The organism is Citrobacter sp. CFNIH10, from assembly GCF_002934585.1.
In the GTDB taxonomy this organism is placed as follows: Bacteria; Pseudomonadota; Gammaproteobacteria; order Enterobacterales; family Enterobacteriaceae; genus Citrobacter_A; species Citrobacter_A amalonaticus.
Map to the genome: position 1 here is coordinate 144,316 of NZ_CP026216.1, position 22,154 is coordinate 166,469.

Consider the following 22,154-nt stretch of genomic DNA (forward strand, 5'->3'; position numbering starts at 1 on the left):
CCGTTAAAGCGTCTTGAATACCAGTAACAACAGGCAAGCAAAGACCGGTACTGCCGCCGTCAGGCTGTCAATACGGTCCAGAATACCACCGTGTCCTGGAATCAAATGACCGCTGTCTTTAATTCCTGCTTCACGCTTAAACATGCTCTCAGTCAGATCGCCCAGCACGGAGGCCAGCGCAGCGACAATAGAACAGATTAATAAGGTGACAGGTGCAACATCCAGATTCGCCCACATGCCGTAACCCCAGGAGATCACAGCCGCTGTGGCAAGGCCACCAAAAAAGCCCTGCCAGGTTTTCCCCGGCGACACTTTCGGCGCCAGTTTATGTTTGCCAAACAGTTTGCCAAACATATACGCCCCGGAGTCCGCCCCCCAGACCAGGATCATGACATAGAGCAGCCATATTGCGCCACTGTAATGATTCTCGTCATAGTGCCATGCACGCAGCGCCAGCATTCCCCAGAAGAAGGGAACGATCGTGAGCACACCAAAAATTATGCGTAATGTCTTCGAATTACGCCAGATCGTCGCCGAGTCGGGGTAAAAAAACACCAGCACTAACGCAACAACCCACCAGCCCAGCGATGCCCACAACGAGGCTTCGACCATCGGCTGATGAATATTATGATGATATTCCGGCAACAGAAACAGCATCAGTGCGAGCAATAGCCCACACAGCACCGCCAGCCAGACGCGTTGCGTGCGCGTGGCAAAACCGCTTAACTGTCCCCATTCCCACGCGGCCAGCATACAAACAACCAACGTCACAATGGCGAACCCCACCGGCGGCAGCAGAAACAGCGCCGCGATGACCACGGGTATTAAAACGAAAGCAGAAATTAGGCGATACTTCAGCAAAAGCGACCCCCATCAGGCTTTGTCATCACCGGGCTCGGTGCCGCCGAAACGACGCTCTCGATTAGCAAAGGCATGCAGTGCACCTTCAAAGTCTTGTTCATCGAAATCGGGCCAAAGAACATCTGTAAAGTAAAGTTCGGCATAGGCAATTTGCCAAAGCAAAAAGTTACTTATTCGATGCTCTCCCCCAGTCCTAATTACTAAATCCACCGGAGCCAGTTCATGCATACAGATTTGTTGGTTGAGCATGTCTTCATCAATCTGATCAGGACGCAGTAAACCTTCCTGCACCTGTTCTGCCAGTTGTCTGACTCCCTGGACAATGTCCCAACGTCCGCCGTAATTCGCCGCAATATTCAGCGTCAGCCCGGTATTCTGGGCGGTAAGCGCTTCGGACTTACGAATACGTTCTTGCAAACGCGAGTTAAATCGACTGGTGTCGCCAATAATGCGCAGGCGGACGTTATGGCGATGCAGGCTTTTCACTTCACTATCAAGCGCCCACACAAATAGCTCCATTAACGCACTCACTTCCTGCGCCGGTCGGTTCCAGTTTTCACTACTAAAGGCATACAGCGTTAACGCATCAATACCATTGTTGGCAGCAAAAGAGACGGCACGGCGGACGGATTTCGCTCCGGCCTTATGCCCAAATGCGCGAATCTTCCCTTGCTTTTTCGCCCAGCGACCATTGCCATCCATAATGATCGCGACATGGCGACAGCCATGTGCAGGCAAATTTTCGCTTACTGGTTGAGTTGCAGACAACATAACGCGTTTATAGTCCCTGAAAGGATTTAGCGGTACTCAGGAATACTGAAGCCTTTTGCTCTTCATCCTTCAGGCTGCCTCTTCGTTGGCTGTGATCATTCGCCTCAGTCACATACTCTTTGTATGCGCCTGGAAACTCATTCACTTGCCACCTTGATGCAACCTGAATGATTTTGTGCATCCACAAAAAAGCCGTGTCAAACCACGGCTTACCTGACCGAAAAAAGCCAAATACCTGCGATCAGGTGGCGCAGACTATATCACTGAAGCACAACGCTAACAAATAGCACGATCTCCTCCGGGAGGATAATCCTCAGCTTGCAAGTCGCATCACTTGTTTTCTGGCGACTTCTCGCGCAATCGCATCGACCTTAAGTACGTCATCGACGCTCTGTGGTTCCTGTAGATCCATCTGCTCCAGCACGGCTAAATTGAGATCGGCGATATCGGTAAAGCGTATTTCTTCAGCAAGAAATGCAGCCACGACAATTTCATTGGCTGCATTCAGCGCGGTTGTGGCGGCCTGCCCCTGCTCAAACGCCTCCATCGCCAGTTTCAGGCACGGATAACGTTGGTAATCCGGCGCGCTAAACGTCAACGCACTGAGTTTGCAGAAATCGAGCGGTGCAACGCCAGAGGTTACGCGATTCGGCCAGGCCATCGTATGTGCGATAGGCGTGCGCATGTCTGGCTCACCCAGTTGCGCCAGAACGCTGCCGTCCTGATAACGCACCATCGAGTGAATCACCGACTGCGGGTGAATCAGCACTTCCATCTGACGGGCACTGGCGTTAAACAACCAACGCGCTTCAATGTATTCCAGACCTTTATTCATCATAGTGGCTGAGTCGACGGAGATCTTACGTCCCATCGACCAGTTCGGATGACGGCATGCCTGATCGGGCGTCATCGACACCAGTTCATGCAGCGGCGTTTCCCGGAACGGGCCACCAGACCCGGTAAGCAAAACGGACATCACGCCATTCTGCTCCAGGTCAGCGTATCCCAGATTGTGTTGAATGGGTTGGGGCATACTCTGAAAAATAGCGTTATGTTCGCTGTCTACCGGTAAAAGTCGGGCTTTACTGTGCTTCACGGCGTCCATGAACAGGCGTCCACAGGTCACCAAAGATTCTTTGTTTGCCAGCAGAATGGTTTTTCCCGCGCGAATGGCGGCAAGCGTTGGCAGCAGGCCCGCCGCGCCAACGATGGCTGCCATGACCTGATCGACCTCATCAAGCGCCGCCATATCACAAGCCGCCTGTTGCCCGCTGAGAACGTCCGTATGGCTACCATGCTGCTTTAGCGCGTCATTGAGAAGGCGCGCGCTGGCGTCATCGTCCATCACGGCATAACGCGGGGAGAATTCCAGGCACTGCTCCACCATACGGCTGACATTTTTACCTGCCACCAGCGCGATAACGCGGAAGTGCTCAGGGTTTTGACGCACCACGTCCAGCGTGCTGCAACCGATAGAGCCGGTCGAACCCAGAATGGTTAATTGCTTCATCAAACATCCGAAAAAAGAGACAGGATAAAAAGCAAAACGCCGCCAGCCGATCGTATGATCTTCTGAGCGGCGTTTTGAGCGTACAGTGGAATCAGAACTGCATCAGTTCTGCTTCTTTATCTGCCAGCGCCGCATCCACTTTCTTGATGGCGGCATCCGTCATTTTCTGTACGTCGTCCTGAGAACGGCGATCGTCATCTTCGCTGATCTCTTTGTCTTTCAGCAGTGCTTTCACTTTGTCGTTCGCGTCACGGCGGACGTTACGTACGGCAACACGCGCCTGTTCAGCTTCACCACGAACGATTTTCGTCAGATCTTTACGACGCTCTTCCGTCAGCGGAGGCAGCGGAACGCGAATATCGCTGCCTGCGGAGCTCGGGTTCAGACCGAGGTCAGAAGCCATAATCGCTTTCTCAACGGCCGGGCTCATGGAGCGATCAAACACGTTGATTTTCAGGGTACGGGAATCTTCTACCGTTACGCTTGCCAGCTGACGCAGCGGCGTTGGCGTGCCGTAATATTCCACGACAATGCCATCCAGCAGGCTGGGAGAAGCACGACCCGTGCGTATTTTGCTGATTTGGTTTTTGAACGCTTCTACGCATTTTTCCATGCGTACTTCAGCATCTTTTCTGATATCGCTAATCACGTTACGAATCCTTGGATACTAGTCTCAGTCAGACCAGACAGCACACAATACACTTCATCCTTCAAGCTGCCTCTGCGTTGACTGCAAGCGTTCACTCCAGTCACGTACTCAGGTACGCTCCTGGAGATTCACGCTCTTGTCGCCTTGACGCAGCATGAATGACTTTGTGTATTCAGAATGTGCTCAGTATAGTCTCGTTTAATTTATGACACAGGATATAAAAGTCCCGCCGGGTAAAGGCAAATCTTACCCGGAATTGGCCAATACGGGAATTATTCCGTAATTAACGTGCCTTCTTTTTCACCCATGACCACGCGACGCAGTGCGCCTGGCTTGTTCATGTTGAAGACACGAATCGGCAACTTATGGTCACGCGCCAGCGTAAACGCCGCCAGATCCATCACTTTCAGTTCTTTATCCAGCACTTCGTTGTAGGTCAACTGCTCATACATGGTGGCCGAAGGATCTTTCGCCGGATCGGCAGTAAAGACGCCATCGACTTTCGTTGCTTTCAGCACCACGTCGGCTTCGATTTCAATGCCACGCAGGCACGCCGCAGAGTCAGTGGTGAAGAAAGGATTACCGGTACCCGCAGAGAGGATAACCACGCGGTTATTACGCAGCAGGCTGATAGCCTCTGCCCAGCTGTAGTTGTCGCATACGCCATTCAGTGGGATAGCGGACATCAGGCGGGCGTTCACATAGGCGCGGTGAAGCGCATCGCGCATTGCCAGGCCGTTCATCACGGTGGCCAGCATGCCCATGTGGTCGCCCACAACGCGGTTCATACCCGCTTTCGCCAGACCAGCACCACGGAACAAGTTACCGCCACCAATCACCACACCAACCTGAATACCCAGTTCAACCAGTTCTTTGATTTCCTGAGCCATACGATCCAGTATGCTTGCGTCAATACCGAAGCCTTCCGAACCCTGCAGAGCTTCGCCACTTAACTTAAGCAGAATGCGTTTATAGACGGGTTTTGCATTGGTAGCCATGTTTCTTTCCTGAGACTGTCAACGATTAAAAATGGGGGTAAATTCTGGCGACAATGATATGTCGCTACTCAGTACAACGAAATAAGAGCCATACTGATTTTGCGAGACGGGTGACAAAAAGAAGCCGCCCTCAGGCGGCTCCTTTTCGACAATTAAGACTGCTTGGACATCGCAGCAACTTCTGCTGCAAAGTCAGTCTCAACTTTCTCGATGCCTTCGCCCACTTCGAAGCGGATGAAGCCAGTTACGTCAGCGTTGTGCTCTTTCAGCAGCTGACCAACAGACTTGCTTGGCTCCATAACGAAAGGCTGACCCGTCAGAGAAACTTCGCCGGTGAATTTCTTCATGCGGCCTTCAACCATTTTCTCTGCGATTTCTTTCGGCTTACCAGACTGCATCGCGATGTCCAGCTGAACCTGGTATTCTTTTTCTACCACTTCAGCAGACACGTCTTCCGGCTTAACAAATTCAGGCTTGCTTGCAGCAACGTGCATTGCCAGCTGCTTAACCAGCTCTTCGTCTGCGCCTTTAGCGGCAACCAGAACACCGATGCGCGCACCGTGCTGGTAGCTACCCAGAACGTCACCTTCCAGGGAAGCGATACGGCGGATGTTGATGTTCTCACCGATTTTCGCTACCAGCGCAACGCGCTCTTCTTCGAACTGCGCTTTCAGCACTTCAACGTCAGTGATTTTGCCAGCAACAGCGGCATCCAGCACTTTGTCAGCAAATGCCTGGAAACCACCATCTTTAGCAACGAAGTCAGTCTGGCAGTTAACTTCCAGAATGAAAGCGATGTTGCCGTCGATTTTGGTTTTGATCACGCCGTCAGCAGCAACGTTGCCTGCTTTTTTCGCCGCTTTGATAGCGCCGGACTTACGCATGTTTTCGATTGCCAGCTCGATGTCGCCATTAGCTTCAGTCAGTGCTTTTTTGCAATCCATCATGCCTGCGCCAGTACGCTCACGCAGCTCTTTTACCAGGGATGCGGTAATTTCAGCCATTCTAAAATCCTCGGAAGATTTGATCTGCCCGGCGTCAAACCGCACAGATTTAAAAGTGAAAAAGGGGGCCATATACAGGCCCCCTAACCAAACATGATACTACCTGGTTTATAAGGGCTCTTCCCCTTCATATTCCGAACCGCAGGAGCGTTTTCTTCGCTCGCTCATCCCAGTCACTTACTGATGTAAGCTCCCGGGAATTCTCGAGCTTGCCGCCTTCCTGCAACTCGCACTATTTCAGGGAAGTTATCAAGCCTTATTATTCAGCTTCTACGAAGCTTTCTTCCGCCTGGGAAGCCAGATCCTGAGAACGGCCTTCACGAACGGTTGCAGCAACAGCGCCCAGGTACAGGCTAACAGCACGGATTGCGTCGTCGTTACCCGGGATAACGAAGTCAACACCATCCGGATCAGAGTTGGTATCAACGATAGCAAATACCGGAATACCCAGGTTGTTTGCTTCTTTGATAGCAATGTGCTCGTGGTCAGCATCGATGACGAACAGAGCGTCCGGCAGACCGCCCATGTCTTTGATACCGCCCAGGCTGTTTTCCAGTTTCTCAAGCTCACGAGTGCGCATCAGCGCTTCTTTCTTGGTCAGCTTTTCGAAAGTACCGTCCTGAGACTGAGTTTCCAGGTCTTTCAGACGTTTGATGGACTGACGAACGGTTTTCCAGTTAGTCAGCATACCGCCCAGCCAGCGATGGTTCACGAAGAACTGGTCGCAGCTGTTAGCAGCGTCTTTCACCGCTTCGCTTGCAGCGCGTTTAGTACCAACGAAAAGGATTTTACCTTTACGAGAAGCAATCTTGTTCAGTTCAGCCAGCGCTTCGTTGAACATCGGTACAGTTTTCTCAAGGTTGATGATGTGAACTTTGTTACGCGCACCGAAGATGAACGGCTTCATTTTCGGGTTCCAGTAACGGGTCTGGTGACCGAAGTGAACACCAGCCTTGAGCATGTCGCGCATGGAAACAGTTGCCATGATTAAAACCTCTATAGATAAAGTTGGGGTTATGCCTCCACGTATCCCATATTACCGACCCCAAAGGGCACCCCGGAATATGTGCCGATACGTGTGTGTTGTTACACAAAGTGAGATTTGTCGCTTCCGTCCATTCTGTGTATACGAAATGAGATCGGAAGTCCGGCGCGCTTTATACCACAAATACGCCGTGGACACCAATAATTGTTGGCTTGCTGTGCTGTTAATGATTCTCAATTTGGCAGCATGTATGCTGGACTGATACCATTGACAGCACTTACACAATTATTGTCGAAATAATCGACACTGATGGACAGAATTCATGGCTATCTCAATCAAGACCCCTGAAGAAATCGAAAAAATGCGCGTCGCGGGCCGTCTGGCCGCGGAAGTGCTGGAGATGATCGAACCGTATATCAAACCGGGTGTTAGCACGGGTGAACTGGATCGTATCTGTAACGACTACATCGTTAACGAGCAGCATGCGATCTCGGCCTGTCTCGGCTATCACGGTTATCCGAAATCCGTCTGCATCTCTATTAATGAAGTGGTATGTCACGGGATTCCGGATGATGCCAAACATCTAAAAGATGGCGATATCGTCAACATCGACGTGACCGTCATTAAAGACGATTACCACGGCGATACCTCCAAAATGTTTATCGTTGGCAAACCGACCATACTGGGCGAGCGTCTGTGCCGCGTCACCCAGGAAAGCCTGTATCTGGCGCTGCGAATGGTGAAACCAGGTATCCGTCTGCGTACGCTCGGTGCGGCGATCCAGAAATATGCGGAAGGAGAAGGTTTCTCCGTGGTGCGTGAATACTGCGGACACGGCATTGGTCGTGGCTTCCACGAAGAGCCGCAGGTGCTGCACTATGATGCGGATGACGGCGGCGTGGTGCTGAAACCGGGCATGACCTTTACCATCGAACCGATGCTCAACGCCGGTGATTACCGTATCCGCACAATGAAAGACGGCTGGACGGTCAAAACCAAAGACCGGAGCTTGTCTGCACAATACGAGCATACTATTGTGGTGACCGATAACGGCTGTGAAATTCTGACGTTACGTAAGGATGACACCATCCCGGCGGTCATTACGCACGACGCATAACTTTTTTGCCTGATGGCGCTCTCGCTTATCAGGCCTACAAATGGCACTATTCCGTAGGCCGGATAAGGCACTTTCGCCATATCCGGCTTTTTTAATGGGTGGCGCATAATGAATACACTTCCTGAACAACACGCGAATACCGCACTCCCCACCCTCCCCGGTCAGCCGCAGAACCCGGGGACCTGGTCTCGCGACGAACTCACCGTCGCCGGAATCAAAACGCATATCGACGCGTTCCAGCAATGGCTGGGCGATGCCTTCGACAGCGGGATTTCCGCCGAACAGCTGATTGAAGCCCGGACCGAGTTTATCGACCAGTTGCTGCAACGTCTGTGGATCGACGCCGGTTTTGGACAGATTGCCGATCTGGCGCTGGTCGCCGTCGGTGGCTACGGACGCGGTGAGCTGCACCCGCTTTCCGATATCGACCTGCTCATCCTGAGTCGTAAAAAATTACCGGACGATCAGGCGCAAAAGGTCGGCGAGCTGCTGACATTGCTGTGGGACGTCAAACTGGAGGTCGGGCACAGCGTACGTACGCTGGAAGAATGCCTGCTGGAAGGGTTGTCGGACCTGACCGTCGCCACCAACCTGATTGAGACCCGTCTGTTGATTGGTGACGTGGCCCTTTTTCTGGCGCTGCAAAAACATATCTTCAGCGAAGGTTTCTGGCCCTCCGACAAGTTCTACGCCGCCAAAGTGGAAGAGCAGCATCAGCGCCACCAGCGCTATCACGGCACCAGCTATAACCTCGAGCCGGATATCAAAAGTAGCCCCGGCGGTCTGCGCGATATCCACACGCTGCAGTGGGTCGCCCGTCGCCATTTCGGCGCTACCTCGCTCGACGAAATGGTCGGCTTCGGCTTTTTGACTCAGGCAGAGCGCGCTGAGCTCAACGAGTGCCTGCACATTCTGTGGCGCATTCGTTTTGCCCTGCATTTAGTGGTCAGTCGTTACGATAACCGCCTGCTGTTCGATCGCCAGTTGAGCGTCGCTCAGCGCCTGAATTACAGCGGCGAAGGCAACGAGCCGGTGGAGCAGATGATGAAGGATTATTTCCGCGTCACCCGCCGCGTCACGGAACTCAACCAGATGCTGCTGCAGCTGTTTGACGAAGCGATCCTCGCGCTGTCCGCCGACGAAAAGCCGCGTCCTATTGATGACGATTTTCAACTGCGCGGTACGCTGATCGATCTGCGTCAGGACGATCTGTTCATCCGCGAACCGGAAGCGATCCTACGGATGTTCTATACCATGGTACGCAACAGTGCGATCACCGGGATCTACTCCACCACCCTGCGCCATCTGCGCCATGCGCGCCGCCACCTGAATCAGCCACTGTGCTACATCCCGGAGGCGCGATCGCTGTTTCTCAGTATGCTGCGTCACCCTGGTGCGGTCAGCCGCGGTCTGCTGCCGATGCACCGCCATAGCGTGCTGTGGGCCTACATGCCGCAGTGGTCACGTATTGTCGGGCAGATGCAGTTTGACCTGTTCCATGCTTACACGGTGGACGAACACACGATTCGCGTGATGCTGAAGCTGGAAAGTTTTGCCAAAGAAGAGACCCGTCAGCGCCACCCATTGTGCGTGGATCTCTGGCCGCGTCTGCGCCAGCCTGAGCTCATTTTTATCGCCGCGCTGTTCCATGATATTGCCAAAGGACGCGGCGGCGACCACTCGGTGCTGGGCGCACAGGACGTGCTCAAGTTTGCGGAACTGCACGGCCTGAACTCGCGCGAAACGCAGCTGATTGCCTGGCTGGTTCGCCAGCACCTGCTGATGTCGGTGACCGCTCAGCGCCGGGATATTCAGGATCCCGAAGTGATTAAGCAGTTCGCCGAAGAGGTACAGACGGAACATCGCCTGCGCTTCCTGGTTTGCCTGACGGTGGCGGATATATGCGCCACTAACGAAACGCTATGGAACAGCTGGAAGCAAAGTTTGCTGCGCGAGCTGTACTTCGCCACGGAAAAACAGCTGCGTCGGGGAATGCAAAACACGCCGGATATGCGTGAACGCGTGCGCCATCACCAGTTGCAGGCGCTGGCGCTGCTGCGGATGGATAACATTGATGAAGAAGCATTGCACCATATCTGGTCGCGCTGTCGCGCCAACTACTTCGTGCGCCACAGCCCGAACCAACTGGCCTGGCATGCGCGTCATCTGTTGCAGCACGATCTCAGCGAGCCGCTAATTCTGCTCAGCCCGCAGGCAACGCGCGGCGGGACGGAAATCTTCATCTGGAGTCCGGATCGCCCGTATCTGTTTGCCGCCGTCTGCGCCGAGCTGGACCGGCGTAACCTCAGCGTCCACGATGCGCAGATTTTCACCACCCGCGATGGCATGGCGATGGATACCTTTATCGTACTGGAACCGGACGGTAGCCCGCTGTCGTCAGACAGGCATGAAGCCATCCGCTTTGGGCTGGAACAGGCAATCACCCAGCGCAGCTGGCAGCCGCCGCAGCCGCGCCGACAGCCGGCAAAATTACGCCACTTTACCGTCGATACCGAGGTCACATTCCTGCCCACGCACACCGACCGCAAATCGTTCCTCGAGCTTATCGCGCTCGATCAGCCAGGGCTGCTGGCGCGGGTCGGGCAAATTTTTGCCGATCTGGGAATTTCGCTTCATGGCGCCCGAATTACAACCATTGGTGAGCGAGTAGAAGATTTATTCATAATCGCTACAGCAGACCGGCGTGCACTTAATAATGCGCTGCAGCAGGAAGTGCATCAACGGTTGACAGAGGCCCTCAATCCAAACGATAAAGGGTAGTGTGTTTATTTATAGGGAAAGAGTTTAACAATGCAGCAGTTACAGAACGTTATTGAGACCGCTTTTGAGCGCCGTGCCGACATTACTCCGGCCAATGTGGATACCGTGACCCGTGAAGCGGTGAATCAGGTGATTTCCCTGCTGGACTCCGGCGCGCTGCGCGTGGCAGAAAAGGTAGACGGTCAGTGGGTGACTCACCAGTGGTTGAAGAAAGCGGTGCTGCTCTCTTTCCGTATCAACGATAACCAGGTGATCGATGGCGCGGAAAGCCGCTACTTCGATAAAGTGCCGATGAAATTCGCCGACTACGACGAAGCACGCTTTCAGAAAGAAGGCTTCCGTGTGGTTCCGCCTGCGGCAGTTCGTCAGGGTGCGTTTATCGCCCGTAACACCGTGCTGATGCCGTCCTATGTCAACATCGGCGCTTACGTTGATGAAGGCACGATGGTCGATACCTGGGCAACCGTCGGTTCCTGCGCGCAGATCGGTAAGAACGTTCACCTGTCCGGCGGTGTCGGCATCGGTGGCGTACTGGAGCCGCTGCAGGCGAACCCGACCATCATCGAAGATAACTGCTTTATCGGCGCGCGTTCTGAAGTCGTAGAAGGCGTGATTGTCGAAGAAGGCTCGGTGATTTCGATGGGCGTTTATATTGGTCAGAGCACCCGCATTTACGACCGTGAAACCGGTGAAGTCCATTATGGTCGCGTTCCGGCAGGCTCCGTTGTCGTTTCCGGCAACCTGCCGTCGAAAGATGGCAAGTACAGCCTGTACTGTGCGGTAATAGTGAAAAAAGTCGACGCCAAAACCCGTGGCAAGGTCGGCATCAACGAGTTATTGCGTACCATCGACTAACGGCGATTTGAAAAAGCGGGCTTAGCCCGCTTTTTTTACATCTGCGAGTGGCAGAAACAGGGCTTTTCGTTAATTATTCAATAGTTATAGTGAGCTTAAGGGTACCGCTATGTATGACAATCTGAAAAGTCTGGGCATTACTAATCCTGAAGAAATCGATCGTTACAGCCTGCGGCAAGAAGCCAATAACGATATCCTGAAAATCTATTTCCAGAAGGATAAAGGTGAGTTCTTTGCCAAAAGCGTGAAGTTTAAATACCCCCGCCAGCGCAAAACCGTGGTTGCCGATGGAGTGGGTCAGGGATACAAAGAGGTACAGGAGATCAGTCCCAACCTGCGCTATGTGATCGACGAACTCGATCAGATCTGCCAGCGCGATCGCACGGAAGTGGATCTGAAACGTAAGATCCTTGATGATTTACGCCATCTGGAAAGCGTGGTGGCGAATAAGATCACCGAAATCGAAGCCGATCTGGAAAAACTGACGCGAAAATAAGCAGTTTGTTGCCGGATGGCGGCGTCATACGCCTTATCAGGCCTACAGGCACATCCGCGTAGGCCTGATAAGCGTAGCCCCATCAGGCAATGAATCAATGCTGCTCATCCAGCTGTAACGCCACATACAGCAGCAGCCGATCGTCGAAATTCCCCAAATCCAGCCCGGTCAATTCCGAGATGCGATTCAGTCGATATTCCAGCGTATTCCGGTGAATAAACAGCGCCTTAGAGGTCGCCAGCGGCTGCACGTTGTGGCGAAACCACGCCGCCAGAGTGCGGCGCAACAGGCCGTTATTGTCCATCGCCTTCAGCCGTACCAACGGACGCGCCAGCTCATTGGCCTGCCAGCCGCCGCGCAGACTGTCGAGCAGTACCGGCAGCATCAAATCCTGATAAAAGTAGCTGCGGCTTTCCGGCATTCGTTGTTTGCCGACCATCATCGTCGTGCGCGCAGTACGGTACGAACGCGCGATACTGCCAGGCCCGGTAAAATAGTTGCCCAGCGAAACGCGAAAGCGCAACTGTCCGTTCTCTTTCATGCGCGCAATCAGCTGCTCAACGCGCTTGCGGTGATCTTCGGCATCCCAACGGCCAAACGAATTCAACGCCGGTTTTAACACCACCATCTCGGTCAGCGAAACGATCGCAATCAGGTTATTACGCTCCGGGGTGGTCAGTGCATTCTGTAATTGCTGCAATTCCGCCATAGCGCTGTCCACGCCGAGTTGTCCGCTGTCCACTTCCACCACCGCCACCACGCGCGGCTGGTTGAGGTCGATACCTAAACGTTGCGCCCACTCGGTCAACGCTGGCGTGTTCTCTTCCGCCTGAATCAGGTTCATCACCAGCTCTTCACGCAGGCGACTGTCCTGGGCCAGCAGATGCATCAGGCGCGACTGCTCCAGCATCATCTCCGCCGTCATGCACACCAGTTCGCCATATTTGCGCAGATGTTCCGGTTCGCCGGTCAGGCCAATCACGCCCACAATTTCGCCTTCCAGGCGCAGCGGCAGGTTAATCCCCTGACGAACGCCATGCAGATGACGCGCAACGGCATCATCGATATCCACCACGCGGCCCTGAGAGAGGACTAACAGCGCGCCTTCGTGCAATTCCCCAATTCGCTCGCGATCGCCGCTACCGATGATCCGTCCACGGGCATCCATCACGTTGATATTGGTATCAATAATGCGCATCGTGCGTGCCACGATATCCTGCGCCATTTTGGTATCAAGATGCCAGCCAGCCATAAAGCCCTCCTGTGAGCAGAGCTCCAGCATAAAGAAGATAACAAACGCTGACATTGTGCAGATGCACAAAGCAAAGGGAAGAAGTATGGAGTTGTGGGAAATATCACAAAAAGAAACCCCTTCCTGTGACAGGAAGGGGTTTTGGGGAGATTACTGCATCAACAGGTAGATATTGCTGTCGCCACGCTGAATGTTCAACGCCAGGACAGACGGTTTGCTGTCGAGGATTTTACGCAGTTCGGCGATGTTTTTCACCGGCTGCTGGTTAGCGCCGACAATCACATCCCCTTTCTTCAGGCCAATTTGCGCCGCCGGGGTGTTCGCTTTCACGTTGTTCACCACGACGCCTTTATCCTGACCTTTATTACTCATTTCAGCCCCTTCAATACCGCTGAAGATGGAGCTGGAATCAACCTGAGTCTGGCTGCTCTGCTGCAGTTCCAGATTCACGGTAACCGGCTTACCGTCGCGCAGCAGGCCGAGGGTAATTTTGCTGCCCACCGGCATGGTGCCAACCTGCGCACGCAGTGCGGCAAAGCTGCTGATCGGCTTACCGTTCAGGGAGGTGATCACATCACCGGCTTTAATACCGGCCTTCGAAGCGGACGAGTTCGGCATGACCTGGCTGACAAAGGCACCGCGCTGTGCATCGACTTTCATCGCTTTCGCCAGTTCGGAGCTCAGTTCGGTACCCATGATACCCAGTTCGCCGCGTTTCACCTGGCCGAATTCCACCATCTGAGAGGTCAGGTTTTTCACCATATTGCTCGGGATCGCAAATCCGATACCGATGTTGCCGCCGTCCGGCGCGAGGATCGCCGTGTTAATACCGATCAACTCGCCGTTCAGGTTAACCAACGCGCCGCCGGAGTTACCGCGGTTGATCGCCGCATCGGTCTGAATGAAGTTTTCATAGTTCTGCGCATTCAGGCCGCTACGGCCCAGCGCAGAGACGATACCGGAAGTGACCGTCTCGCCGAGACCAAACGGGTTACCGATGGCGACAGTGTAATCCCCCACTCGCAGGGTGTCGGAGTCAGCCAGCTTAATCGCCGTCAGGTTTTTCGGATCCTGAATCTGGATCAGCGCAATATCAGAGCGCGGGTCTTTGCCGACGATCTTAGCGTCGAATTTACGGCCATCGCTCAGTTGAACCTTAATCACCGTGGCGTTATCCACCACGTGGTTGTTGGTGACGACATAGCCTTTCGCGGCATCAATGATGACACCGGAACCCAGTGCCATAAACTTCTGCTGCTGGCCGCCGCCATTACCGCCCTGCGGGCCGCCCTGGCAGAAAGGCGAACTCTGGAACGGGGAACCGTCCTGGCAGAACGGGGAATCATCACCAAAGAACTGCTGGAAATTACGCGGCATCCGCGGCGTATTGACGGTTGTGCTACCTTCCACGTTAATGCTGACCACCGATGGCATCACTTTTTCGAGCATCGGTGCCAGACTTGGCATCTGCTGTGCGGTCGTCGCTGATGCAGTTTCAGCCGCCGTTGCAGAAAGCGGGGATAACGCCAAACCTAAACTCAGAGCCAGTGCACTCATTGCTAATGTGGTTTTTTTCATGTGTCTCAATCTCAATTAACAGATAACGCAAAATTGCTGTGTACGTCAGATTCATTTTATAGCGCTAAGTTCCGGACAGAAGTTTATGGAAAAGGTAAAAATTTATTGTCCGTCTTTACAAAACTCAGTCTATTGTTCGACCGCCATCAGGCGGCGGTATTCATCCCATGCATAGAGGTCTGTCATGCCGCTGATATAATCCTGGATCAGCCGGCAACGATAATAATATTCCAGCACGGGATACTCAGGCGAATCTGGTGTTAATTTACCCACGGCCTCCACATAGGCCAGTCGGTGACGCGTTGACAATTTCTGAAATAAGCGGGATTCGATAGGAAAGCGCTGCAGGCGTTCTTTTTCCACCAGCTCACTGAAATCCGCAAGCGGCAGGCTTAATAAAGGACGGTAGATATCGAGTAAGCCACTGATCACCCGATAGCCCTGTAATTCGAGTTGCTCCACATCAGGATGGCTAAACACATGTTTCATCGCAACATTTTTATAGATTTTCAGCAGGCGACTAAAGCTGCTGCCGTCTTCCAGCAATGCCTGATTAAACCTTCCGTCAAAGATTTGTTCCAGGTTATCAATAAAACGCTGCGCGGCGTAGGGCACCAGTTTATTAAGTGTATTCACCCGCAAATACATGAAAAATTGATCTTCAGTACTGCGGCTCAGATAATTCGCCCGTGATTTGTCCCAGGCATTTTCGACAACCTGCGCAAAGAGCGAACCTTTCTCATGCTCCCCCCAGGCCTCATATAAATGATGATAGAGTTGCTCAACGCTGAAGATTCTTTTCTCTACCGCATCTTCCAGATCGGCGACACAATAAGAGATATCGTCGGCGGCTTCCATTATCCACGTTAATGGAAAGCGACTGTAAACCGCCAGATCGAGTTCTTTACGTAACCTCGCAATATACGGTTCTTCAGAAAGGTAATAGCCGGGTTTTTTCATTAAATAGTTGTGCGTCGCGGGCGTTTCTCCCCGCCACCATGCCGGACGGGTATATTTTAAGATCCCGCCGACCTGGGCCCATGTCAGGTTCATTCGCATCAAGGTATGTACCAGCCGAATCCCCTGAGCATTCCCTTCGAAATGACACAGGTCCTGGCGTACTTTACGGCGGATATCGTTCAACGACTCCTCGCCTTCGCGCAGACGCAACGTCGCCACAATGCAACGATCTTCGGTTAAGGGTTGGCTTTCCGCATCCGCCGGATGTAAGCGCTGGCGAAACCAGTCATTGATCGCCGCCTCGCCAAAATGCCCAAAAGGCGGGTTGCCAATGTCATGCATCAGGCAGGACATTTCGACGATGCTCTCAAACGGTCCCGTTAACTCATCCAGGCCGTATGGTTCCAGCAGTTTTTGTTCTTTGAGGCGGCTTAAAATCTCTTTGGCAATATAACGCCCCACCTGCTGAACTTCCATCGAATGGGTAAGGCGCGTACGCACGGCGGCATTACGCTCAAGGGGAAACACCTGGGTTTTCTGCTGCAGGCGACGGATCGCCGGAGAGTTAATAATGCGTCCACGGTCGCTTTCAAAAATGCGCAGGATCTCATGCTCGGTTTTGACCCCTTGCGGTGAACGAAAACGACGGTGCCAGTTTATTTTTTTCCGGAAATCAATCTGTGACATGTCCTCTCCCGCGTGAGAATGCACTTCGCCTTAAGCGCATGATAGACTATGCCTTTAAATCTCACCTGGCGCGAGTAAATCTATGAAAATCGGCATCATTGGTGCAATGGAAGAAGAGGTTACGCTGCTGCGTGACAAAATCGAAAACCGTCAAACTCTCACCCTGGGCGGTTGTGAAATTTACACCGGTCAGCTTAACGGAATCGACGTTGCGCTGCTGAAATCCGGTATTGGTAAAGTGGCGGCGGCGCTGGGCGCTACGCTGCTGCTCGAACGCTGCAAGCCGGACGTCATTATTAACACCGGTTCCGCAGGCGGCCTCGCTCCAACCCTGAAAGTGGGCGACATTGTGGTCTCTGATGAAGCGCGCTATCACGACGCTGACGTCACCGCATTTGGTTATGAGTTCGGCCAACTGCCGGGCTGCCCGGCCGGTTTTAAAGCCGATGAAAAACTGATTGCCGCAGCGGAATCCTGCATCGCTGAGCTGAACCTGAACGCGGTACGCGGCTTGATTGTCAGCGGCGATGCCTTCATTAACGGCTCCGTGGGGCTGGCGAAAATCCGTCACAACTTCCCGCAGGCCATTGCCGTTGAGATGGAAGCCACCGCGATTGCGCACGTTTGCCATAACTTCAAGGTACCGTTTGTGGTGGTCCGCGCGATCTCGGACGTTGCCGATCAGCAGTCCCATCTCAGCTTTGATGAGTTCCTGGCCGTTGCCGCGAAGCAATCCACGCTGATGGTTGAATCGCTGGTACAGAAACTGGCGCATGGCTAAATCCTTCTCCAGGGCGCTTGTCGCCCTGCTGTTAGCCCTCCCGGTGTGGCTGCATGCCGCACCGCGCGTGATTTCACTCTCTCCTGCCAACACGGAACTCGCCTTTGCCGCCGGGATCACCCCCGTTGGCGTCAGCAGCTATTCAGACTATCCGCCACAGGCGCAACGTATCGAGCAGATCTCGACCTGGCAAGGCATGAATCTGGAAAGGATTGTGGCGCTGAAGCCGGATCTGGTCCTCGCCTGGCGCGGCGGTAATGCCGAACGGCAGGTGAATCAACTCTCCTCGCTAGGCATCAAGGTCATGTGGATCGATGCCGTCACCATCGAACAGATTGCCGACACGTTGCAGACGCTGGCCGACTTTAGCCCGCATCCCGAAATGGCAAAGCACGCCGCGCAAACCTTGCTGGACGACTATTCGCAGCTAAAATCTCAGTATGCAGGCAAAGCGAAAAAACGCGTGTTTTTGCAGTTTGGTATCAATCCGCCCTTTACCAGCGGAAAAGGATCGATTCAAAACGAGGTTATTGAGCTCTGCGGGGGAGAAAACATCTTTGCCGGCAGTCGGGTTCCCTGGCCGCAGGTCAGTCGTGAACAGGTGCTGGCGCGCGCGCCGCAAGCGATCGTTGTCGCCGGCGATGCAGGTGAAATTCTCAAAATTAAGCAATACTGGGGTGATCAACTACAAATTCCGGTAATTCCTCTCAACAGTGACTGGTTTGAACGCGCAAGCCCGCGTATTATCCTCGCCGCAAAACAACTCTGTAATGCGCTTTCCCTGGTGAATTAGCGCCTGCCCCAACAGGTGTGTTGTGAGGATTTGATCATGCTCGTCTATTGGCTGGATATTGTAGGCACAGCAGTATTTGCTATCTCTGGCGTGTTACTGGCCGGGAAACTGCGTATGGACCCGTTTGGCGTGCTGGTATTGGGCGTCGTTACCGCCGTGGGCGGCGGGACGATCCGTGATATGGCATTAGATAACGGTCCCGTTTTCTGGGTTAAAGACCCAACCGATCTGGTGGTGGCGATGGTCACCAGCATGTTGACGATCCTGCTGGTGCGTCAGCCCAGACGCTTGCCTAAATGGATGCTGCCGGTGCTGGACGCCGTCGGCCTGGCGGTGTTTGTCGGGATCGGCGTCAACAAAGCATTTATAGCAGGGACGGGGCCGCTGGTGGCTATCTGTATGGGTGTCATCACCGGCGTGGGCGGCGGTATTATTCGCGATGTGCTGGCACGAGAAATCCCGATGATCCTGCGTACGGAAATCTATGCAACGGCCTGTATTATCGGCGGAATTGTCCACGCAACCGCGTATTACACCTTCGCGATGCCGCTGGAAGCCGCCAGTATGATGGGGATGGTTGTGACGCTGGTCATTCGCCTCGCGGCGATCCGCTGGCATCTGAAGCTACCAACATTTGCGTTAGATGAGAATAGCCGTTAAATCCAGGCCGGATTAGACGCTTTGCCCGGTAGCGCCTGCGCTTACCGGGCACATTACAGACAGCACTCAGATGCTGAAGGAAGAGCCACACCCGCAGGTGCTTTTCGCATTCGGGTTGGTAACTACAAAACGAGAACCTTCCAGACCTTCGGTGTAGTCAACGGAACCGCCGACCAGATACTGCAGGCTCATAGGGTCAACCACCAGGCCAACGCCCTGTTTCTCGATGGTCATATCGCCTTCGTTGACCTGGTCATCAAAGGTAAAACCATACTGGAAACCGCTGCAACCGCCACCGGTGATATAGACACGCAGTTTCAGGTTCGGGTTTTCTTCGTCCGCGATCAGGCTTTTTACTTTATTGGCTGCTGCTTCAGTAAATTGCAGTGGCAGCGCTACGTCATCACTCATATTTTTGCTCCAAACGACATCAGCAATTGGGCAAATTCTGACCCAATATTAACGCCATTATCTAATACCCTGGTATTTCATTCAAGTATTCTCGCCAGCGGTGGTCGTCTGACTTTTTGCCGCCTGCTCCGCTTCCTGCTTCGCCAGCGTGCGGGCAAGGATAGTGGAGTATAGCGGTTTTCCGCCCAGGAATTGTGCTAATAGTGTTGCGCCAAGACAGGTAATAATCATTGGCAAAATGAGCTGATAGTTATCGGTCATCTCCAGCACCAGCACAATCCCGGTCAACGGCGCGCGCACCGATGCCGCCAGCAACGCGCCCATTCCGGCAATGGCGAACGTTCCGGCCTCAAGCTGATAATGCGGAAAGCCTGCCGCTGCTGCCATACCAAATGCGGTGCCCAACAACGTACCCAGCGCCAGCATCGGCGCAAAGATCCCGCCGGGCGCACCGGAAGAAAAACAGAGCAACGTGGTGATCACTCGCGCGATAAAGATAAACAGCAACAGTCCGACGCTAAAATTGCCCGCCGCCGCAATAGGGATAAGGTTAAAACCGCCGCCAGCCGCCGCGGGTTCAATCAGCCCCAAAATGCCACACAGACCGCCAATCGCCCCGCCCATCAGCACCCATTTAGTGGTGTTTCCATGGTGAAAGCGCTGGAACATATCCTGAGTACGCAGCACCAGCTTATTGAAAACCGGTCCTACACAGCCAAAAATCATCCCGAGGATCAGATACAGCCACAGCGTATTGACCGGTGAGTTGGACAGTTTCCCCACTTCGATAATCGGCGATTCACCGTTGAAAATGCGGAAAACAATGCTCGACATGATCACGCCGGTAAAGACGGCTTTGATCGAGATAAGGTTATAGCGAAACTGCGGGCGCATCTCCTCAATGATAAACAGAATGCCCGCCAACGGTGCGTTGAAGGCGGCAGAAAGCCCTGCCGCTGCCCCAGTTGCCAACAGCGTGTGGCGCGCCTCGGCGCTACGCATGCGGAAGATATCCAGCACCATGCGGCCAATATTTCCGCCGATTTGTACCGTCGGCCCTTCGCGTCCCAGCACCATCCCTGCACCCAGCGTGCCCATCCCACCGATAAACTTCACCGGCAACACACGCCACCAACGGACGGGGCGAAGCTCTTCCAGCGCCCCTTCGATCTCCGGGATCCCCGACCCGCCAGCTTCCGGCGCAAATTTACGCACCAGAAAATAGCCGACCATCGCCAGTAATGCAGAGAGAATAAACGCCAACGGCCAGAGCAGCATCGGATGGTCAGCCACATTCACTAGCGCACCGATACGCAGGTTTTGCACCCAGCTCACCGCTTTTTCGAACGCCACGCCTGCCAGACCGGTAAGCGTCCCCACCACTGCCGCCATCATTAAGATCGCCAGCGGCGTTTTATCTCGTTCCAGCAGTCGACGGATTTGGTCCCTGCGCCGTAAGCGCACAATTTGCTGTGCTTCAAAAGAGGGAGTTTCTGTCTTCATCAGATGATCATTAATTGGTAATACAAATGCAGAGGCGGCATTGTACTCGCCTCTTACCCGAAAATCCCCTGCAAATCGTAATGTTTCAAATGCGCAAAACTTTCATAACCTTCTCTGAATAACTAGAATAGCGGGCATTCACTTTTTCTACGAACCAGGAACCCATCCATGAGTAAGTCTGAAAACCTCTACAGCGCAGCACGCGAGCTAATCCCCGGCGGCGTTAACTCCCCTGTTCGCGCCTTTACTGGCGTGGGTGGTACTCCGCTGTTTATCGAAAAAGCGGACGGCGCGTATCTGTACGATGTCGATGGCAAAGCCTATATCGATTACGTCGGCTCCTGGGGACCGATGGTGCTGGGACACAACCATCCGGCGATCCGCAACGCGCTGATCGAAGCGGCTGAGCGCGGCCTGAGCTTTGGCGCGCCGACCGAGATGGAAGTCAAAATGGCGGAGCTTGTGACCGAACTGGTACCGACGATGGACATGGTACGAATGGTCAACTCCGGTACCGAAGCGACCATGAGCGCCATTCGTCTGGCGCGTGGTTTCACTGGCCGCGATAAGATCATCAAATTTGAAGGCTGCTACCACGGCCACGCGGACTGTCTGCTGGTAAAAGCAGGCTCTGGCGCACTGACGCTGGGCCAGCCGAACTCTCCCGGCGTGCCGGCAGATTTCGCAAAGCATACCCTGACCTGTACTTATAACGATCTCAATTCCGTGCGTGCCGCGTTCGAGCAGTTCCCGCAGGAGATCGCCTGTATCATCGTTGAGCCAGTGGCAGGCAATATGAACTGCATCCCGCCGCTGCCGGAATTCCTGCCGGGTCTGCGCACACTGTGCGATGAGTTCGGCGCGCTGCTGATTATCGACGAAGTGATGACCGGCTTCCGCGTGGCGCTGGCTGGCGCACAGGATTACTACAGCGTGGTGCCGGATCTGACCTGTCTGGGCAAAATCATTGGCGGCGGTATGCCTGTAGGAGCGTTCGGCGGTCGTCGCGACGTGATGGACGCGCTGGCCCCGACCGGCCCGGTTTATCAGGCTGGCACCCTCTCCGGCAATCCCATTGCCATGGCGGCCGGTTTTGCCTGTCTGACCGAAGTGGCGCAGCCGGGCATTCACGAAACGCTGGATGAACTCACGACGCGCCTGGCGGAAGGTCTGCTGGAAGCGGCAGAGGAAACCGCGATCCCGCTGGTCGTTAACCACGTTGGCGGCATGTTCGGGATTTTCTTCACCGACGCGGAAACTGTCACCTGCTATCAGGACGTGATGGCCTGTGATGTGGAACGCTTCAAGCGCTTCTTCCACATGATGCTGGACGAGGGGATTTACCTTGCGCCATCCGCATTTGAAGCGGGCTTTATGTCCGTGGCGCATAGCATGGAAGACATCAACAACACTATCGACGCCGCGCGTCGGGTGTTTGCAAAGCTGTAACAGAGTACGTTTTAAACCGTAGGTCGGGTAAGGCGAAGCCGCCACCCGGCTTT

The 22,154-nt window shown here is 53.9% G+C and carries 20 protein-coding genes; 8 read left to right on the plus strand and 12 right to left on the minus strand.

The annotated features are described in order from the left end of the window. Nucleotides 1-3 precede the first annotated feature (3 nt). The 7 genes from cdsA to rpsB form a co-directional block, all read right to left on the minus strand. Entirely contained in the window at nt 4-861 is an 858-nt protein-coding gene (gene cdsA / locus C2U53_RS04015) for a phosphatidate cytidylyltransferase (protein ID WP_042997863.1), read from the minus strand. A gap of 12 nt (nt 862-873) precedes the next feature. Beyond that, nucleotides 874-1,632, minus strand: coding sequence for a (2E,6E)-farnesyl-diphosphate-specific ditrans,polycis-undecaprenyl-diphosphate synthase (ispU, locus tag C2U53_RS04020; RefSeq protein WP_042997864.1), 759 nt, complete (start codon nt 1,630-1,632; stop codon nt 874-876). A 313-nt stretch (nt 1,633-1,945) separates the two neighbouring features. Continuing rightward, nucleotides 1,946-3,142, minus strand: a complete 1,197-nt coding sequence (ispC, locus tag C2U53_RS04025) for a 1-deoxy-D-xylulose-5-phosphate reductoisomerase (protein WP_044255378.1) — start codon at nt 3,140-3,142, stop codon at nt 1,946-1,948. A gap of 91 nt (nt 3,143-3,233) precedes the next feature. Next, on the minus strand, nt 3,234-3,791 hold the full coding sequence (gene frr / locus C2U53_RS04030; RefSeq protein ID WP_042323692.1) for a ribosome recycling factor: 558 nt from the start codon (nt 3,789-3,791) through the stop codon (nt 3,234-3,236). Nucleotides 3,792-4,063: 272 nt separating this feature from the next. Continuing rightward, nucleotides 4,064-4,789, minus strand: a complete 726-nt coding sequence (gene pyrH, locus C2U53_RS04035; RefSeq protein ID WP_042323694.1) for a UMP kinase — start codon at nt 4,787-4,789, stop codon at nt 4,064-4,066. 152 nt (nt 4,790-4,941) lie between these two features. Beyond that, nucleotides 4,942-5,793, minus strand: a complete 852-nt coding sequence (gene tsf, locus C2U53_RS04040) for a translation elongation factor Ts (RefSeq protein WP_042323696.1) — start codon at nt 5,791-5,793, stop codon at nt 4,942-4,944. 259 nt (nt 5,794-6,052) lie between these two features. Further along, nucleotides 6,053-6,778 carry a 30S ribosomal protein S2 gene (gene rpsB / locus C2U53_RS04050; RefSeq protein WP_012133990.1) on the minus strand — a complete coding sequence of 242 codons (726 nt, stop codon included), beginning with the start codon at nt 6,776-6,778 and terminating at the stop codon, nt 6,053-6,055. A 322-nt stretch (nt 6,779-7,100) separates the two neighbouring features. On the opposite strand from rpsB, the gene map reads away from it, so the two are divergent. The 4 genes from map to C2U53_RS04070 all read left to right on the plus strand — a co-directional run bounded on the left by map (nt 7,101) and on the right by C2U53_RS04070 (nt 12,027). Continuing rightward, on the plus strand, nt 7,101-7,895 hold the full coding sequence (map, locus tag C2U53_RS04055) for a type I methionyl aminopeptidase (protein WP_042997867.1): 795 nt from the start codon (nt 7,101-7,103) through the stop codon (nt 7,893-7,895). Nucleotides 7,896-8,003: 108 nt separating this feature from the next. Continuing rightward, entirely contained in the window at nt 8,004-10,676 is a 2,673-nt protein-coding gene (glnD, locus tag C2U53_RS04060; protein WP_042997868.1) for a bifunctional uridylyltransferase/uridylyl-removing protein GlnD, read from the plus strand. Nucleotides 10,677-10,706: 30 nt separating this feature from the next. Further along, nucleotides 10,707-11,531: a 2,3,4,5-tetrahydropyridine-2,6-dicarboxylate N-succinyltransferase gene (dapD, locus tag C2U53_RS04065; protein WP_042997869.1), complete on the plus strand. Its 825-nt coding sequence runs from the start codon at nt 10,707-10,709 to the stop codon at nt 11,529-11,531. A 109-nt stretch (nt 11,532-11,640) separates the two neighbouring features. Further along, on the plus strand, nt 11,641-12,027 hold the full coding sequence (locus C2U53_RS04070; protein ID WP_042997870.1) for a DUF3461 family protein: 387 nt from the start codon (nt 11,641-11,643) through the stop codon (nt 12,025-12,027). 94 nt (nt 12,028-12,121) lie between these two features. On the opposite strand, the gene cdaR is transcribed toward C2U53_RS04070, so the two are convergent. The 3 genes from cdaR to dgt all read right to left on the minus strand — a co-directional run bounded on the left by cdaR (nt 12,122) and on the right by dgt (nt 16,504). Further along, nucleotides 12,122-13,279, minus strand: a complete 1,158-nt coding sequence (gene cdaR / locus C2U53_RS04075) for a DNA-binding transcriptional regulator CdaR (protein WP_044255383.1) — start codon at nt 13,277-13,279, stop codon at nt 12,122-12,124. A 150-nt stretch (nt 13,280-13,429) separates the two neighbouring features. Further along, complete coding sequence (degP, locus tag C2U53_RS04080; RefSeq protein ID WP_044255385.1) at nt 13,430-14,857, minus strand: serine endoprotease DegP; 1,428 nt, start codon at nt 14,855-14,857, stop codon at nt 13,430-13,432. A 129-nt stretch (nt 14,858-14,986) separates the two neighbouring features. Next, a complete protein-coding gene (dgt, locus tag C2U53_RS04085) occupies nt 14,987-16,504 on the minus strand; it encodes a dGTPase (protein WP_042997873.1) in 1,518 nt (505 codons plus the stop codon). An 82-nt stretch (nt 16,505-16,586) separates the two neighbouring features. Between dgt and mtnN the strand changes: the two genes are divergently transcribed. From mtnN to C2U53_RS04100, 3 genes are read left to right on the plus strand one after another with little or no spacing between them, the layout of a single operon-like run. Continuing rightward, on the plus strand, nt 16,587-17,285 hold the full coding sequence (gene mtnN / locus C2U53_RS04090; RefSeq protein WP_044255386.1) for a 5'-methylthioadenosine/S-adenosylhomocysteine nucleosidase: 699 nt from the start codon (nt 16,587-16,589) through the stop codon (nt 17,283-17,285). After that, a complete protein-coding gene (gene btuF / locus C2U53_RS04095; RefSeq protein ID WP_104445652.1) occupies nt 17,278-18,078 on the plus strand; it encodes a vitamin B12 ABC transporter substrate-binding protein BtuF in 801 nt (266 codons plus the stop codon). The genes mtnN and btuF overlap by 8 nt, the downstream gene beginning before the upstream one ends. 36 nt (nt 18,079-18,114) lie before the next feature. After that, on the plus strand, nt 18,115-18,738 hold the full coding sequence (locus C2U53_RS04100) for a TRIC cation channel family protein (protein ID WP_042997876.1): 624 nt from the start codon (nt 18,115-18,117) through the stop codon (nt 18,736-18,738). A 66-nt stretch (nt 18,739-18,804) separates the two neighbouring features. Here the strand turns inward: C2U53_RS04100 and erpA are convergent, their stop codons facing one another. Together erpA and clcA are read right to left on the minus strand one after the other, a co-directional pair. Beyond that, nucleotides 18,805-19,149, minus strand: coding sequence for an iron-sulfur cluster insertion protein ErpA (erpA, locus tag C2U53_RS04105; protein WP_042997877.1), 345 nt, complete (start codon nt 19,147-19,149; stop codon nt 18,805-18,807). Between the two features lie 81 nt (nt 19,150-19,230). Next, on the minus strand, nt 19,231-20,652 hold the full coding sequence (clcA, locus tag C2U53_RS04110; RefSeq protein WP_054177178.1) for a H(+)/Cl(-) exchange transporter ClcA: 1,422 nt from the start codon (nt 20,650-20,652) through the stop codon (nt 19,231-19,233). A 168-nt stretch (nt 20,653-20,820) separates the two neighbouring features. Between clcA and hemL the strand changes: the two genes are divergently transcribed. Continuing rightward, on the plus strand, nt 20,821-22,101 hold the full coding sequence (gene hemL, locus C2U53_RS04115; protein ID WP_104445653.1) for a glutamate-1-semialdehyde 2,1-aminomutase: 1,281 nt from the start codon (nt 20,821-20,823) through the stop codon (nt 22,099-22,101). Nucleotides 22,102-22,154: the final 53 nt, after the last annotated feature.

Coding starts and splice junctions, on each gene's coding strand:
- clcA (WP_054177178.1), bottom strand. CDS start 20,652: ATGAAGACAGAAACTCCCTCTTTTGAAGCACAGCAAATTGTGCGCTTA.
- tsf (WP_042323696.1), bottom strand. CDS start 5,793: ATGGCTGAAATTACCGCATCCCTGGTAAAAGAGCTGCGTGAGCGTACT.
- btuF (WP_104445652.1), top strand. CDS start 17,278: ATGGCTAAATCCTTCTCCAGGGCGCTTGTCGCCCTGCTGTTAGCCCTC.
- hemL (WP_104445653.1), top strand. CDS start 20,821: ATGAGTAAGTCTGAAAACCTCTACAGCGCAGCACGCGAGCTAATCCCC.
- erpA (WP_042997877.1), bottom strand. CDS start 19,149: ATGAGTGATGACGTAGCGCTGCCACTGCAATTTACTGAAGCAGCAGCC.
- cdaR (WP_044255383.1), bottom strand. CDS start 13,279: ATGGCTGGCTGGCATCTTGATACCAAAATGGCGCAGGATATCGTGGCA.
- ispC (WP_044255378.1), bottom strand. CDS start 3,142: ATGAAGCAATTAACCATTCTGGGTTCGACCGGCTCTATCGGTTGCAGC.
- mtnN (WP_044255386.1), top strand. CDS start 16,587: ATGAAAATCGGCATCATTGGTGCAATGGAAGAAGAGGTTACGCTGCTG.
- dgt (WP_042997873.1), bottom strand. CDS start 16,504: ATGTCACAGATTGATTTCCGGAAAAAAATAAACTGGCACCGTCGTTTT.
- map (WP_042997867.1), top strand. CDS start 7,101: ATGGCTATCTCAATCAAGACCCCTGAAGAAATCGAAAAAATGCGCGTC.
- glnD (WP_042997868.1), top strand. CDS start 8,004: ATGAATACACTTCCTGAACAACACGCGAATACCGCACTCCCCACCCTC.
- ispU (WP_042997864.1), bottom strand. CDS start 1,632: ATGTTGTCTGCAACTCAACCAGTAAGCGAAAATTTGCCTGCACATGGC.
- C2U53_RS04070 (WP_042997870.1), top strand. CDS start 11,641: ATGTATGACAATCTGAAAAGTCTGGGCATTACTAATCCTGAAGAAATC.
- degP (WP_044255385.1), bottom strand. CDS start 14,857: ATGAAAAAAACCACATTAGCAATGAGTGCACTGGCTCTGAGTTTAGGT.
- pyrH (WP_042323694.1), bottom strand. CDS start 4,789: ATGGCTACCAATGCAAAACCCGTCTATAAACGCATTCTGCTTAAGTTA.
- rpsB (WP_012133990.1), bottom strand. CDS start 6,778: ATGGCAACTGTTTCCATGCGCGACATGCTCAAGGCTGGTGTTCACTTC.
- dapD (WP_042997869.1), top strand. CDS start 10,707: ATGCAGCAGTTACAGAACGTTATTGAGACCGCTTTTGAGCGCCGTGCC.
- C2U53_RS04100 (WP_042997876.1), top strand. CDS start 18,115: ATGCTCGTCTATTGGCTGGATATTGTAGGCACAGCAGTATTTGCTATC.